At 38.4% G+C, this 13021-nt stretch carries 18 protein-coding genes and 1 pseudogene; 9 read left to right on the top strand and 10 right to left on the bottom strand.

The annotated features are described in order from the left end of the window. Nucleotide 1 precedes the first annotated feature (1 nt). The gene (locus tag ACMX9J_RS07955) at nt 2-709 is read right to left on the bottom strand and encodes a M48 family metallopeptidase (RefSeq protein WP_033580234.1); all 708 of its coding nucleotides are present in this window, start codon (nt 707-709) and stop codon (nt 2-4) included. 1 nt (nt 710) lies between these two features. After that, nucleotides 711-1214 carry a DUF1456 family protein gene (locus ACMX9J_RS07950; RefSeq protein ID WP_034268493.1) on the bottom strand — a complete coding sequence of 168 codons (504 nt, stop codon included), beginning with the start codon at nt 1212-1214 and terminating at the stop codon, nt 711-713. Nucleotides 1215-1637: 423 nt separating this feature from the next. On the opposite strand from ACMX9J_RS07950, the gene ACMX9J_RS07945 reads away from it, so the two are divergent. The 3 genes from ACMX9J_RS07945 to ACMX9J_RS07935 all read left to right on the top strand — a co-directional run bounded on the left by ACMX9J_RS07945 (nt 1638) and on the right by ACMX9J_RS07935 (nt 3553). After that, entirely contained in the window at nt 1638-2168 is a 531-nt protein-coding gene (locus tag ACMX9J_RS07945) for an ECF transporter S component (protein ID WP_033580236.1), read from the top strand. A gap of 89 nt (nt 2169-2257) precedes the next feature. Continuing rightward, on the top strand, nt 2258-2449 hold the full coding sequence (locus tag ACMX9J_RS07940) for a hypothetical protein (RefSeq protein ID WP_013058089.1): 192 nt from the start codon (nt 2258-2260) through the stop codon (nt 2447-2449). 207 nt (nt 2450-2656) lie between these two features. Further along, nucleotides 2657-3553 carry an alpha/beta fold hydrolase gene (locus ACMX9J_RS07935; protein ID WP_028414614.1) on the top strand — a complete coding sequence of 299 codons (897 nt, stop codon included), beginning with the start codon at nt 2657-2659 and terminating at the stop codon, nt 3551-3553. Between the two features lie 220 nt (nt 3554-3773). Here the strand turns inward: ACMX9J_RS07935 and ACMX9J_RS07930 are convergent, their stop codons facing one another. After that, nucleotides 3774-4340, bottom strand: a complete 567-nt coding sequence (locus tag ACMX9J_RS07930) for a CBO0543 family protein (protein WP_049165673.1) — start codon at nt 4338-4340, stop codon at nt 3774-3776. A 166-nt stretch (nt 4341-4506) separates the two neighbouring features. Here ACMX9J_RS07930 and ACMX9J_RS07925 point away from each other — a divergent pair, with 166 nt between their 5' ends. From ACMX9J_RS07925 to ACMX9J_RS07905, 5 genes and pseudogenes are all read left to right on the top strand, one after another. Further along, complete coding sequence (locus tag ACMX9J_RS07925; protein ID WP_416225610.1) at nt 4507-4776, top strand: hypothetical protein; 270 nt, start codon at nt 4507-4509, stop codon at nt 4774-4776. Nucleotides 4777-4878: 102 nt separating this feature from the next. Next, nucleotides 4879-5052, top strand: a complete 174-nt coding sequence (locus ACMX9J_RS07920) for a hypothetical protein (RefSeq protein WP_416225609.1) — start codon at nt 4879-4881, stop codon at nt 5050-5052. Nucleotides 5053-5075: 23 nt separating this feature from the next. Continuing rightward, nucleotides 5076-5453, top strand: coding sequence for a hypothetical protein (locus tag ACMX9J_RS07915; protein ID WP_154990155.1), 378 nt, complete (start codon nt 5076-5078; stop codon nt 5451-5453). Between the two features lie 274 nt (nt 5454-5727). Next, nucleotides 5728-6340, top strand: a pseudogene (locus ACMX9J_RS07910) (FMN-binding negative transcriptional regulator). A gap of 210 nt (nt 6341-6550) precedes the next feature. Next, nucleotides 6551-7528, top strand: a complete 978-nt coding sequence (locus tag ACMX9J_RS07905; protein WP_416225608.1) for a ring-cleaving dioxygenase — start codon at nt 6551-6553, stop codon at nt 7526-7528. 57 nt (nt 7529-7585) lie between these two features. Here ACMX9J_RS07905 and ACMX9J_RS07900 read toward each other — a convergent pair whose 3' ends face one another. The 4 genes from ACMX9J_RS07900 to ACMX9J_RS07885 all read right to left on the bottom strand — a co-directional run bounded on the left by ACMX9J_RS07900 (nt 7586) and on the right by ACMX9J_RS07885 (nt 9977). Beyond that, a complete protein-coding gene (locus ACMX9J_RS07900; RefSeq protein WP_372454474.1) occupies nt 7586-7789 on the bottom strand; it encodes a YjcZ family sporulation protein in 204 nt (67 codons plus the stop codon). A 316-nt stretch (nt 7790-8105) separates the two neighbouring features. Beyond that, nucleotides 8106-8999 (bottom strand): tyrosinase family protein, encoded by an 894-nt coding sequence (locus ACMX9J_RS07895; protein WP_416225607.1) that lies wholly within the window; start codon nt 8997-8999, stop codon nt 8106-8108. Nucleotides 9000-9238: 239 nt separating this feature from the next. Further along, a complete protein-coding gene (locus ACMX9J_RS07890) occupies nt 9239-9715 on the bottom strand; it encodes a hypothetical protein (protein ID WP_416225606.1) in 477 nt (158 codons plus the stop codon). A gap of 52 nt (nt 9716-9767) precedes the next feature. Beyond that, the gene (locus ACMX9J_RS07885) at nt 9768-9977 is read right to left on the bottom strand and encodes a hypothetical protein (RefSeq protein ID WP_014459119.1); all 210 of its coding nucleotides are present in this window, start codon (nt 9975-9977) and stop codon (nt 9768-9770) included. Nucleotides 9978-10175: 198 nt separating this feature from the next. Between ACMX9J_RS07885 and ACMX9J_RS07880 the strand changes: the two genes are divergently transcribed. Continuing rightward, nucleotides 10176-10715 (top strand): GNAT family N-acetyltransferase, encoded by a 540-nt coding sequence (locus ACMX9J_RS07880; RefSeq protein ID WP_416225693.1) that lies wholly within the window; start codon nt 10176-10178, stop codon nt 10713-10715. A gap of 60 nt (nt 10716-10775) precedes the next feature. Here the strand turns inward: ACMX9J_RS07880 and ACMX9J_RS07875 are convergent, their stop codons facing one another. The 3 genes from ACMX9J_RS07875 to ACMX9J_RS07865 all read right to left on the bottom strand — a co-directional run bounded on the left by ACMX9J_RS07875 (nt 10776) and on the right by ACMX9J_RS07865 (nt 12886). Next, nucleotides 10776-11411 (bottom strand): FMN-dependent NADH-azoreductase, encoded by a 636-nt coding sequence (locus tag ACMX9J_RS07875; protein ID WP_033580247.1) that lies wholly within the window; start codon nt 11409-11411, stop codon nt 10776-10778. Between the two features lie 491 nt (nt 11412-11902). Then, nucleotides 11903-12538: an FMN-dependent NADH-azoreductase gene (locus tag ACMX9J_RS07870; RefSeq protein ID WP_028414603.1), complete on the bottom strand. Its 636-nt coding sequence runs from the start codon at nt 12536-12538 to the stop codon at nt 11903-11905. Nucleotides 12539-12568: 30 nt separating this feature from the next. Continuing rightward, on the bottom strand, nt 12569-12886 hold the full coding sequence (locus ACMX9J_RS07865; protein WP_013058076.1) for a winged helix-turn-helix transcriptional regulator: 318 nt from the start codon (nt 12884-12886) through the stop codon (nt 12569-12571). Nucleotides 12887-13021 lie beyond the last annotated feature (135 nt).

Below are 13021 nucleotides of genomic sequence, written 5' to 3'. Positions count from 1 at the left end.
ACTACACCGTCATTTCCCAGCTCGACATTTCCAGCCAGTGCTCTTGTTCACGATAATCGGGCATGATTTTCCCGACAAGACGCCAAAAGGAACGATCATGATTCATGTGAACCATGTGGCACATTTCATGAACGACTACGTAATCAATGACGTGCTGTGGTGCCATTGCCAGCCGCCAGTTGAAGGTTAGCTGACGCTTAGAATCACACGTGCCCCACGCTTTTTTGCTATCCGAAATCGAGATGGATCGCGGCTTTGTTTTAAAATGTTTTTGATAGGAGGAGATACTTTTGGTTACGAGCGCTTTACATTGTTGATAGTAAAAACGTTTGAGCGCTTGTTTTATCGCTTCATCGTCGTGCTGATTGACATAAATCTGAAGCGTGTTCGCTTCAAACACTACAGAATCCTTTGTAATGGTCGAATCGTGATGAATCTGTATCGGATAGTTTTTTCCTACATATAAAAAGCTTTCTCCGTGTTCATAGACTTTTTTCTTGGGTCCATGCGTTCTATCTTTCATTTCATTTATTTTTTGCTGAATTAATGCCCAGTTGTTCTCTAATAACATACGTACTTGTTCAGTAGAGGTTCCTTTAGGAGCAAGGACTTCGACCGTTCCGTATCCGTCTACTTTAATTGCAAAAGAACTTCGGTTTTTATATCGTATTTCATAATGGATACTCTGATTTGAAAAAGTGTGTATCATGTTATCCTCTATATTGTACGGTTAAGCCTCTTAGGAATTTTCGAGCAAAATTCTCTTTGCACGGTTTGTAATTTTTATGGCCTTTTTTTCGTAATAAAGCACCTAATTCTGCTTTAGATACACGTATTCCACCGTCGTCAAATACTTCTAACATCTCTTCGCTTGTTAGGGATAAAGCGATTTTCACTTTCTTTAATAAGACGTTATACATATTTTGATTGCTCTGAACCGGCGCTGGAGGTGCTTGCCCTGGTTTAGGATCTTGTTTTCCTCTTTTAAAGGTAATAAAACCGTTTAAAAAAGAATCTAACATACTGTTCGTGCACGGTATATGATCGTCCGCATGAACTGCATCCTCGTCTTCTTCATCCGGTGTTCTCGTAAGGATTTTTAATACGTCTTCTTTGGTTACATCTTCTCCGCCAAGATTAAAGATTTCTACCATTTCTGTATTTTTTAAATCCAAGGCATATCGTAATCTAATTAAAATATCGTTATTATCCATTTCTTGCTCCTCCTATAACTTGCTTGCTGTATGTAAAAATTATGACTGCCACAATCTGAACGGACTTGGTCAATATCAGTACAATTATAGTAACAGGTTCCGCTGGAATTCTAAGTTATTCCATTCATTTCTACAAACATATAACTTCTCATATTTATCAGCCTTCGTCAACTCTTGAAAAAGAACGATTTGCTCATATTATGTCCGAACAGACACTTTGCCATAACAAAAATTAGGAGGTGAAGTCTGCTAAAGGAAGGAGAGGCAGCTTTATTTTTTTAAGAACGGATAGGACAATTTTTGAAGTTAGCGGATCTCTGTGTGCTGCTAGAATGATATACCCTACTAAATAAATAGTTTTACATATTTATTTAGTATCCAAATAGGAGTATGATAGTAGTAAAAAAAGAAAGAGGTCAACAGATGAATTCAACATACTCACCAAGAGAATCAACCAAAATCAAAGCTTTATCCATGCATGCGCTTTTTATCGCACTGACGTTTGTAGCGACAATGTTTATCAACATCAAGCTTCCAATCATGGGTAACGGAGGCCTCATCCATTTAGGCAACGTTCCTCTTTTTATAGCGGCCTTTATTTACGGTAAAAAAACAGGAGCCATCGCCGGCGCTTTTGGAATGGGGTTATTCGATCTGATCTCGGGATGGACAGCATGGGCACCGTTTACGTTTATTATTGTAGGGGCCATGGGCTTTTTAGCAGGTCTTATCTCTGAAAAAGCACCTGGTAAAAGAGCACTTGTCAACACACTGGCAGTTGTTGCTGCGCTGATTGTGAAAATCGTGGGCTACTATTTTGCCGAAGTGATTCTTTACGGTAACTGGATCCTTCCGCTTGGCTCTATACCAGGCAATGTGATGCAAGTTGTTATCGCCGGTATCATTGTCGTTCCGCTTGTAGCGCGCTTAAAGAACAGAGCGGTACAAATTTAATCCGTCAATCGTAAGTCGTTTTACCATTATCCTATCCTTAAGTGATATACTTGATAGATATTCATCAAGTGAAAGGAGCGGAAAACACCATGAAATATCTAAAATCACAGATGAAGCAGCTCATTAAAGACAATCAGGAACTGCAAGGTAAGCTGAATGGACTGATGAAAGAGCACAGCCTTGAAAAAAACTTTGCTCTTAAAGCTCTCTACCATGCAGAAGTGGCTGAAGGCGGGAAATATCAGCTTGCTTATCAAGCATTAGACGCACCGAAAAAGTAATGGCCTTGTTGCTCATTCGTATATTTCTTCATAATAAAAAGGCAGCCGAATCGCGTATTTGGCTGCTTTTTTTAGCAAATAGAATGACGCACAATCATCTTGGTGTTTGTACAACTTCTTTTGAACTGCTTAACTCTAGATAAATAGGGTATGTAAAAATTAAAGATAGCTATCGTTCTAATCATATAAGAAAAGAGGAAAATAGCGATGACCGTATCTGCTTTAGAACAAGCAAAAGTAGAATTACCGAATGGAGAAACAGTAAATTACCGAATGAAAAAAGGCGGAAAAGAGGTGCTTTTGTTAATTCACGGAAACATGAATTCTTCCCTTAACTGGGATGTGTTAATGAACGAACTGCCAGAACATATCACAGCTTATGCCATCGACCTAAGAGGGTTTGGAGACTCCACTTATCATACACCTATCCACACAATCAAAGACTTATCAGATGATGTCAAACTGTTTGCAGATGCTTTAAAGTTGTCTGCTTTTACAATAAGCGGGTGGTCATTAGGAGGAGCAGTTGCTATGCAATATGTGATTGATCATCCGAATGATGCCAAAAATTTAATCCTATTAAGCTCCGTCAACATCAAAGGCTATCCCATTCCAAGAAGAACGTTTTTAGAACTGCCTATTCCTAACAATTTTATACAAACCAAAGAAGAAGTAAAAGAAGCATTTAGAATGGTAGAAAACGCGAAAGAAACAAAAAACACATGGTTTTTAAAAATGATGCTGCGTCAATTTTTATATACAAAAAATAAGCCGTCTGCTGATCAATTTGAAAAGTATTTAGAAGGAACGATCAAGCAGCGAAACTTAATTGATATCAATTACGCACTCATGAGATTTAACATTTCAAACGATTTTAACGGTGTTGTTCAAGGGACAGGAGAGGTGGAAAAAATCACGATTCCTACTATGGTTATTCAAGGAGATGAAGATAAAATGGTTTCAACAAGAGATGCATCTGACATCGCAAAAGGCATAGGGGAAAATGCAACGTTAAAAATCATGAAAGGTGTAGGCCACTGCCCGTTGTTAGATGATTTAAGCAGTTTAATGGACTTATACAACGCTAAGTTAAGCAGGGCTTAGGAAAAGCGAGATTTTCTTTCCTAACAAAAGTTTTATAGTTGCTAGATGCAGCATGTTCTAAATCCACACAAGAAAAATGGGCTGCCTGAAAAAGAGATACTGTGTGATGAAAAAAGCGTGCTATCTTTTGAGGAAGCTGACAGGGAGTAAATAAAGCCACTACAAAAAACGTAAGGTCTTTGCAAAGAGGCTTACGTTTTTTTACATGCACTCAACATATTCAATTCTGCTTTTCAAAATAAAGAAACAGATTGGTAATCCATTTTGATAGCAGTATTACACCGAGATAAAATACAAATAAATAACCGTAAGTAGCCCATTCATGCAGCTGGAAAAAGCCGATTCCTGTTAATAATGGTTTAAAAATAAAAGCAAAAAATAAACAAAGAGCCGTTGCGTATAAATAATAATTTTTATGACGGTTGGTCGTCCATTGGTAAAGCAACATAAAAGAGACAGGAATAAGCGAAGCATCTAGGCTAAAGCTTACGGGTATGATTGTGTTGATTTGGTAAGGATACGTCCACAGCCCGTTATAAACGCCAGCGGTATCACTATAGTGAAACCAAACGTGCACGTTAAATCCATAAAACCCTAGATGAAAAGCTTTTTTTCGATCAATAAAAAAATAGAGAATGACTAAAGGCAAAATAAAAGCGCCCAAGGTCACCCAAAACTGCCAAGAGCTTGGACTCGAGTAGTGATGCCAATATTCAGCCCACGTTTTGGAGAGATCTTCCTGTATGCTATGTATTTTTTCAAGATATTCCTTTTGATTGGTTGTCAACGTGATCCATCCTTTTTAAGTAAGAAAAGTTTTTTATTTTTAAACTGCCCTTTTCTTAAGGTTTGGATACCTTTCCCTGTTGAGTTGTTTGTATTTTTCTGCACGTACATTTTAACTGGCCTTTATGCTAAAATAGGAGGTATAAAAAGGAAAAAGAAGGGAACGTATGGATAGTTCTATTTTAAACATAGTGATAGCGGTTTTTTCTATGATGGCCGGGTTAATCATCCTTTCTTTATCTCGATCATTATCCGATGAATCAATGAAGCGGGTTCGGATTAGAGGGCTTCTTAACCCCATGTACTGGATAGCTAAAGGATGCTTTGGTATATCGTTTGAGAGGTTTGCACGTAAAACGATGTATGTATTCGGTGTAATCTGCATGCTTACGTCGATTTTGCTGCTCGGAGAGGCCGTTTATCAGCTCGTCATTTAAAAAGCAGTTACAGCGGCTGCTTTTTTCCATTTTTATGAAACTTTTAGCGTGGTTTTTACGTATAAAAGGTATCAATAAAATAGGAGAAAAAGGAGTGGTTTTTTGTCTGAAGAAAAGAAAAAGACAGATTATCTAGGAATGGGATTAGGTCTGGGCATTGCGATGGGGGCTTCTCTTGGGATGATGATGGATAATATTAGGTTTGGTATTGCGATTGGGACCTCATTAGGCGTTGTTTTTGGAACGACGATGAATCAAAGAAACAATAAGGAATAGATTTCTGAAGAAAGGAGTAGAGAATGAAATATTTTGACGAAGCAAAAGAACTATGGGTAAACTATGTCCCGAGAAATGGGCAGTCGGATATTGTAGAAGGAGAGGTTATCCGAGCTATTGAAAAGCTCCGCTGTGAAGCTCAAGGAAACGGAAATGCCAATTGGGACGGCGGGTTTGAGATGCTGGTGTTATATATATTAGACGTATTAAATGACCCGGACGTATTCAGCGCAGCTATGCTAGCCGAAATAAAAGCCGATGTTCACACCTTGCTTACTTCAGCAGAAGATCCGTATTTAGAAGACGACGTATACGATCGCTTGACGGATTGCGTCATTGAGTGGCATATAGCCAAAGGCGGACCTATCAAACGAGAAAAAAATCCTCAATTGTATAGATAAGCGAGAAAAAGGAGCTGTTTTAAACGGGCTCTTCTTTTTTTTGATCCCCAACGCTTTGCTTAACCAACAACTATCTAATTGCATCATGTGCTAAATAAATACATATTAAAAATCAGCGGTTTACATCACAGCAGTGTAGCATAAGCTTCTTAAAAAATCGATTCATAAACGATTAAATGTTTGCTGACCTCCATAAAAAGTTTATAACTGACGCTGTTGCAAACACCTGTATTATTATATTCTTTACTAAATAAAAGATAAAGGAGAAGCGCCGATGTATATTCCAAAGTATTTTAAAGTAAATGATGAACAAATCATGTATGATTTTATTGAAGACAATGGATTCGCCACTTTGTTTTCGTATCATAATGAAAAGCCTTATGCTACTCATTTGCCTCTGATGTTAGATCGGAAAGAAAAAGCTTTATACGGGCATTTCGCTCGTCCGAATCAGCAGTGGAAAGATGCTGAAAATCAAGAAATTTTGATTGTGTTTCAAGGGCCTCACTGCTATATTTCACCGTCTTGGTATAGCTGTACCAACATGGAATTATGAAGCTGTTCACGTGTATGGAACCATGAAAATGATTGAAGAACCAACAGAACTGCTTGGGCTGCTGAGTAAGATGGTAGAAAAATATGAAAGCCCGAGCAGTACATATACACTAAATGACGTTGACCCTGCTTATATGAATGGTTTAAGCAAAGGAATCGTTGGATTTAAGATCGATATTACTAAAATGGAAGGCAAGCAAAAGCTAAGTCAAAATCATTCAGCAGAGAGACAGCAGCTAGTTATAGAAAAATTAGAGCAGACGTCGCGTGAAAATGAAACAAAAATTGCGGAGCTGATGAAGCAAAATGTGCAGCGCGTGCTTAAGAAGTAACCGCTGTTGGAAAAGATCAGCAGTTTGTTGAAGGGAAGATAAAGAGAAACTAACTATGTGTTTAGTTTCTTTTTTATGTTCACAACATTTTCTTGTTATTGACAAACAGGCTGTATATCCTTTAAAATTATCTTTAATTAAAGATAATTAAATTAAAGATAATTTTAGCGTAAGTTAAAAATTTATACATTATGAAAAGAGGCGGAGCAGATGGAATTGTTAGGGTTGCATCATGTATCTATTTTGACGGGGAAAGCTGAGAAAAACTATCAGTTTTTCACTAAAGTTTTAGGCATGCGATTAGTAAAAAAAACGGTGAATCAAGATAACACTCAGTCTTACCACTTATTTTATGCAGATGGAGAAGGGACCCCAGGAACGGAAGTAACGTTTTTTGATATTCCGGGGCTTGCAAGAACGCATGAAGGTGCATCTGACATTTCGACTGTGTCGCTTCGCGTTAAAAGTACGGATTCTCTACACTTTTGGAAAGAACGCTTCGAGCAGCACGGAGTGGAATATGAAGAAATAGCTAAACGAGCTAATCGTGATACATTAGCATTTAAAGATTACGAAGGTACACGTTTGCTTCTTATCGCGGACAACGGTGAAAAAGGGGTAAGAGCAGGCGTGCCCTGGAAGCGCGAAGACATTCCGTTAGAACATGCGATCATCGGCTTAGGACCGGTCACGCTAACGGTGGGCACGGCAGAACCAACAGTCGATGTACTAACAAACATTATGGGATTTCGCTATGTGGGTTCTTATCCATCTTTTGCAGAAAATCAAAAGGATATTTTGGTTTATGCAACGGGTGAAGGCGGAAGCGGAGCCGAAGTTCATATTGAAACGAGACCCGATTTGCCGAAAGTTCGCTTAGGGCGCGGTGGCGTTCATCACGTTGCCTTCCGTGTTCCAAATGAAGAAGAATACAATAAGTGGGCAACTCGACTAAATGAAAACAGTCTGCCGAATTCCGGTAAAGTAGAACGATACTATTTTAAAGCACTTTATTTCAGAGAACCAAACGGCATTTTATTTGAATTATCAACGGACACACCTGGATTTGCGACCGATGAACCGCTTGAAACAATGGGTCAAACACTAGCGCTGCCCCCATTTTTAGAGCCGAAGCGCAAAGAAATTGAAGAGAAGCTGAGACCGCTAGATTTGGACGAAACGCTATAAGGTTTGCAGCGACTAAGACATGAAAAAACTCCAGTATTTATACTGGAGTTTTTTAGGTTAACAATCATCGTGATGGAAACCGAAACCACATGCACCAATAATAATGAGTAAAATAAACAGTACGATGATAATGGCAAAACCATTACCTCTGTGGCAAGGAACGCTATATCCACATTCCATATATCCATAGTCCGGCATTGTATATCCGCAGTGTGGAATCATATGGTCATAAGCAGGAGCAGTATAGGCGTGGTGAGCCATAGCAGGTGAGAACGGTACATTCTCGTGAGAACTAAACGGTGCGTTTACGTTATTATGCATTTTAATATCTTCCCTTCATTTATAAAACTTTTATAAAGCTTTGATAACTTATTCATATGTTCAAAGGTCCTTATATGAAGCTTATTCACAGCCCAATTATGGTTGATTAACTATATTTTATGGTGAATGGAAATGATGCAGTGAGTTTTACGATGATTTTATGTGAAAGCTTTACGATGCTTATGGCCTTATAAGTTATGTCAGAAGGGAAGGGGTTTACCTGTTTTTGATTGTATACCGCTGTTTTTAGAACTGGTTATGATGAACGTTTTGATTTTCTTAATTCTATATCGTATACGTACCCAAGCTTTCGATGGTTCATAACGTCTTCAGGGGTTGTATTCCAAGGATACATCTGATCTCTAAAGTTTTGACCAAACGGCCCGTTTTTCATCGGCAGATAGTTTTGATTGCGGTGAACAATTTGCCATACAGCCCAAATACGATCCACATTTGCGTGGTGTAAAAAGAAGACAGGATCATTCGGAGCAGTAGGGACAACGCCCATCTGTCCGCCAACCCAACGGTGTACACGATTGTGAAGCTGCGGTCCGTTAATAAATCCTTCAAGCTGATTACGAAAGCTGTTTTGGCTGGTCATATCCCAAGGCGGCGTATCATATTGAGTTATTTTTAAAGCTTTGAGAACATCATCTCGAGTAGGGAGTGTAGGCGCCTCTTTCGTTGCTCCAAAATTACGTTTTAACCCTCCGGAAGGATTTCCTTGTTCATCGATCGTCGTCCAGCGCCCAGCTGCAAATGGCCCGGTATCGACGATAAAATCCTTTTTGGGATTTCCATTTCCGCCCATAAAATCTGCGCTCCAAATTGGTGATTGTGATGGATCCTGCAGCTGTGCATCCGTTTCCCATTCCCAATAAGGAAGGGTTACTTCTGGATTGATCGACTGGAGGTCACGTTCGAATCGCAAAAGGTATTCACGATGCCACGGCAAAAAAGCAGAACTCATATGTGCTGCATTTCGATCGCTGCCCGGAGGAGTATGAAATTTACCTGCTGCACCATGCCAGGCTATATAGCGGTCATATATTCCTTTTTCCTTTAGTATTAGCACGGCACGAATAAAATCTCTTTTTTCGGTGTCTGTAAGATGTAATACGTTTTTTCTGACTTTATATTTGTTACTCATTTTTAAACCTCTTTCTTAAAAAAGAAGCAAAGGACTGTTTCTTTTTTATATTTAGAATATGTCCAAGAGGTAAAAGTGCTACTGTCATATCTCCAAAATTTCACAGTCTAAAGTTGGATTTTTTACATATCAAATAGACTTTAAATCAATTATTAACTTTCTAGAGCTGTAGATAATGAGAAGAGGTATAATGAAAAAAAGCAGGCGTGGGCCTGCTTTTTTCATTGTATATATTAGGGTTAATGACCTATTGGATACATGGTCGTTACACTGTAGTCGTAGCCTTTGCCTCTGTAGTCGGTATACACAACTCTAACTTCTTGGTTTAAAGAACTAATATATTTTTCTTTAACGTAATTGCCAGATTTATTATTGGTGCCGTCTTCACCTTCGTTAATGACTTCTTCGGCAATAGACATGGCTTGTTTTTCATTTAAATACTTGCTGAATTGGCTTTTACCATGGTAATTGTCCGCTCCTGGTTTTTGCATATGCGCGACAATGTGGCAATATCCGTATTTATCATTTCCTTCTTGTAAGACAAGCTCTTTGCCGGTAAATAACCTGTCGCTTTGAGTCTCTGCAGAGCATTCGTTGCTTGATGTAGTGTCCGATGTACTCCCCGATGTACTGCTGGATGTGCTGCTTGAATTTTCATGCTGCTGAATGAGGGAAATAGGCGAATTGTTGGTAAATACAGCGATGAGAGCAATCACAAGTGCTACAATGGTGTATAGTATTTTGCTGTTTTTAAAAAAATCCATTCCTTTATGCGTCTCCTTTTTGAATCAACGTTAAAATCAAATCAACTTTCTTTTCTAGCTGATCGATTAAGTTTTGTTTTACTTGTTCTGATTGTAATAAAGCGCTTCTTAGTTCGTCCATATCTTTTTGCATATACGCACGGTTTTCTTTTTCTTGCTGCAGCTCTTTTTGAAGAGCGTGTATCGTGGACAGCAATTCTTTATCTTGGTTCATTTCTGCGTTCACCGCCTCTGTATTGATAAAAAGCAACGTATGCCCACTATATAAAATACCACTATCTCCGCTGTAAATCGACTATTTGGATAGGAAATGAGCCCTCCCGGGTGAGGTTTTAGCAGGATATTGCTAGTTGAGAGGAGAATAGTATGGTTTACCGTAGATAGATAAGCTGCGCAGAAAAGAGGGAAGAAAATATTTCCGGAATTAGAGACAAAACGGCTGATATTAAGAAAAATTGTAGAAAATGATGCGGGTGAGATTTTAGAATGCTTTTCTGATGAAGACGTGCTGCGCTATTACGGGCAAAAATCTTTAGAATCGATTGACCAAGTGAAAGGGATCATTAAGAATTTTTCCAAAGGCTACGAAGAAAAGCAGTTGATTAAATGGGGGATTCAGCTAAAAGAAAACGAAAAGCTGATTGGCACAATAGGGTTTCAAGAGTGGTCTGCAGAACATAAAAAAGCAAATATAAGCTATGCACTTTTTCCAGAGCACTGGAACAAAGGATACGCAACGGAAGCCGTTCATGAAGCGATTTCTTATGGCTTCCACGAACTTCAATACAATCGCATAGGAGCGATTGTATTTACGCAAAATAGCGGATCTATCGCTTTGTTAAGCAAAGTAGGATTTAAAAAAGAAGGGACGTTAAGAGAGTACCTATATCAAAACAATATCCCGTTTGATACATATGTTTATTCGCTGCTGCGCGGGGAAGCAAAGATATAATTGTAAGCACAAAAAAAGGAACATGGGGAGATGTTCCTTTTTTTGTGCTTATATTTGTTATTAGAACGTACGTGCAGCTTCTTTAGCGCGAGCAATACCGTCTTCTTTAATTTCTTGTGCTTTATCTGGCATTGCAGCCTGTCCTTCTACAAATAGGCTTCCGATAGAAGGAACCCCAAAGAAGTTCATCATAATGCGCATATAGCGGTGACCCATTTCTAGTTCACCAGCAGGGCCGCGAGAGTAGATACCGCCGTTTGCTTGAATATGATACGCTTTTTTATCTGTTAATAGACCTACAGAACCTTCTGCTGTATATTTAAATGATTTTCCAGCTACTGCTACAGCATCTAAGTATGCTTTCATCACTGGAGGGAATGAGAAGTTCCACATTGGTGTAACAAATACATATTTGTCCGCTTGAGCAAATTGGTCACTTAACTCGTTTAAGCGAGCAACTTTGCGCTGTTCTTCAGAAGTAAGTGTATCAAATTCTGCGCCGCTTCCAAGTTTGCCCCATCCGCTGAATACATCGCCGTCGATGTGAGGGATATGCTCTTGATATAAGTTAACGTGAACAATCTCATCCGTTGGGTTTACTTCTTTATACTCATTAATAAATGCATCTCCCGCAGCCATACTGAATGATTGCGTAGCATCGTTAGGGTTTGCTGTAATATATAATACTTTTGCCATAATTCTTTTCACCTTTCTGTTTTCAATATATAAATGTTGTTTTATGAATTAAAGATAATATGTTCGAAAACATCTACTACGTTATTAATAGTAACTTACGTAATAAATTTAGTCAAAGGTTTTTTATTGGGTTTTATCATGTTCACAAACATTTTTAAGAGTATTACGCTTTTGGATTTTATGGCTGAATCCTTTAAAAATAAGGGTTTTTTCAGGTTGAAGTGTGATTTTAAACGTTATTTATCTAGAGGAACTATCTTTTTTTGAAGGTGGATAATTAAAAAACGAAAAAGAAAAATTATATATTTTTGTTTCATGCGTTATTAATAGTAACAAAAAATAACAGCGTTTAACCGTTTGTTTAACATATATTTTTAGCGCAAAACGAGACAGAAAGAGAGGAATATTTCAAGGGAAATATAATGTAGGGAAGAGGAAAGAAAAGAAAAAGACCCCGGTCAGCTTCGAGGTCTTTTTGATTCTTATTGAATTTAAAACGTTTTGGCCATTGAATGTGCTTTTTGGAGTGCTTTTTCTTTAATTTGCGGAATTTGATCCGGGAATTTTACTTGCCCTTCAATAATAATGCTTTCAAACGCTTCGATTCCAAAGAAGTCCATCATGATTTCTAAATAGCGGTGGCCCATTTCTCTTGCCATTTCAGGGCCTTCTGAATACACGTCTCCGCGGGACTGAATGTGAATTGCTTTTTTTCCTTTAAGCAATCCTTGAGCGCCTTCTTTTGTATATGTAAAGGTTTTACCTGACACGGTAATCGCATCAATGTACGTTTTCATGATCGCAGGAACAGAAAAATTCCACATTGGCGTGACAAAAATATATTTGTCAGCGAGTACGAACTGTCCGCCTAGTTCGGCTAACCGTCCCACTTTTAATCGTTCATCCGTTGATAAATCCTGGATGGAGGAGTGAGAACGAAGCTTTTTCCATCCGTTAAATACGTCTGCATCTAAGTATGGAATATCTGCTTGATATAAATCTAAATGAACCACATCATCTTCTGGATGGGTTTGCTTATACACGTCAATAAATTCTTTCCCTACAGCCATGCTAAGCGATTCGTCTTCAGCTAAAGGGTGTGCAGTAATATAGAGAACATTTGCCATGATGCTCATCCTTTCTATGGAGTAGTTTTATTAATCTTGGACCCAGCTTTCTGCCCACTGGCTAATCGGTCCTAGTATTTTACCTAACTCTGTTCCTTTTTGAGTCAGCGAATATTCAGAACGAATAGGGCGGTCGGGAATGACATTTCGGACAACGATTCCGTGGTCTTCAAGCTCTTTAATCCGTTCTGTCAACAGCCTTCTGCTTAAAGCTGGTATACTTTCATTTAATTCACTAAAGCGTTTAGGACCGCTCATAAGCACATAGATGATTAATCCTGTCCACTTCTTGCCAATCAGTTCGAAACTTTTTTCTACTTTAGGTTGAATATCTTTTGGTTCGTCCATATTACGTATCCTCCTTCAAACAATATGGATGAAAAATAACTTATGCATTTATTGTAACAGAAAAAGCATAAAAACATGTGGAAACTTTGGGTGAAGCAGGGTGAAATGAATAAATTCACTAATGTTTGTACCTTG

Origin of the sequence: Priestia sp. RMT2NF4 (assembly GCF_047872835.1) — a bacterium.
Taxonomy (GTDB): domain Bacteria; phylum Bacillota; class Bacilli; order Bacillales; family Bacillaceae_H; genus Priestia; species Priestia zanthoxyli.
This window is presented reverse-complemented; position numbering and strand designations above follow the sequence as displayed.

Coding starts and splice junctions, on each gene's coding strand:
- ACMX9J_RS07945 (WP_033580236.1), top strand. CDS start 1,638: ATGAATTCAACATACTCACCAAGAGAATCAACCAAAATCAAAGCTTTA.
- ACMX9J_RS07900 (WP_372454474.1), bottom strand. CDS start 7,789: ATGGCTCACCACGCCTATACTGCTCCTGCTTATGACCATATGATTCCA.
- ACMX9J_RS07925 (WP_416225610.1), top strand. CDS start 4,507: ATGGATAGTTCTATTTTAAACATAGTGATAGCGGTTTTTTCTATGATG.
- ACMX9J_RS07865 (WP_013058076.1), bottom strand. CDS start 12,886: ATGGACGAACCAAAAGATATTCAACCTAAAGTAGAAAAAAGTTTCGAA.
- ACMX9J_RS07885 (WP_014459119.1), bottom strand. CDS start 9,977: ATGAACCAAGATAAAGAATTGCTGTCCACGATACACGCTCTTCAAAAA.
- ACMX9J_RS07875 (WP_033580247.1), bottom strand. CDS start 11,411: ATGGCAAAAGTATTATATATTACAGCAAACCCTAACGATGCTACGCAA.
- ACMX9J_RS07905 (WP_416225608.1), top strand. CDS start 6,551: ATGGAATTGTTAGGGTTGCATCATGTATCTATTTTGACGGGGAAAGCT.
- ACMX9J_RS07955 (WP_033580234.1), bottom strand. CDS start 709: ATGATACACACTTTTTCAAATCAGAGTATCCATTATGAAATACGATAT.
- ACMX9J_RS07870 (WP_028414603.1), bottom strand. CDS start 12,538: ATGGCAAATGTTCTCTATATTACTGCACACCCTTTAGCTGAAGACGAA.
- ACMX9J_RS07940 (WP_013058089.1), top strand. CDS start 2,258: ATGAAATATCTAAAATCACAGATGAAGCAGCTCATTAAAGACAATCAG.
- ACMX9J_RS07950 (WP_034268493.1), bottom strand. CDS start 1,214: ATGGATAATAACGATATTTTAATTAGATTACGATATGCCTTGGATTTA.
- ACMX9J_RS07915 (WP_154990155.1), top strand. CDS start 5,076: ATGAAATATTTTGACGAAGCAAAAGAACTATGGGTAAACTATGTCCCG.
- ACMX9J_RS07935 (WP_028414614.1), top strand. CDS start 2,657: ATGACCGTATCTGCTTTAGAACAAGCAAAAGTAGAATTACCGAATGGA.
- ACMX9J_RS07895 (WP_416225607.1), bottom strand. CDS start 8,999: ATGAGTAACAAATATAAAGTCAGAAAAAACGTATTACATCTTACAGAC.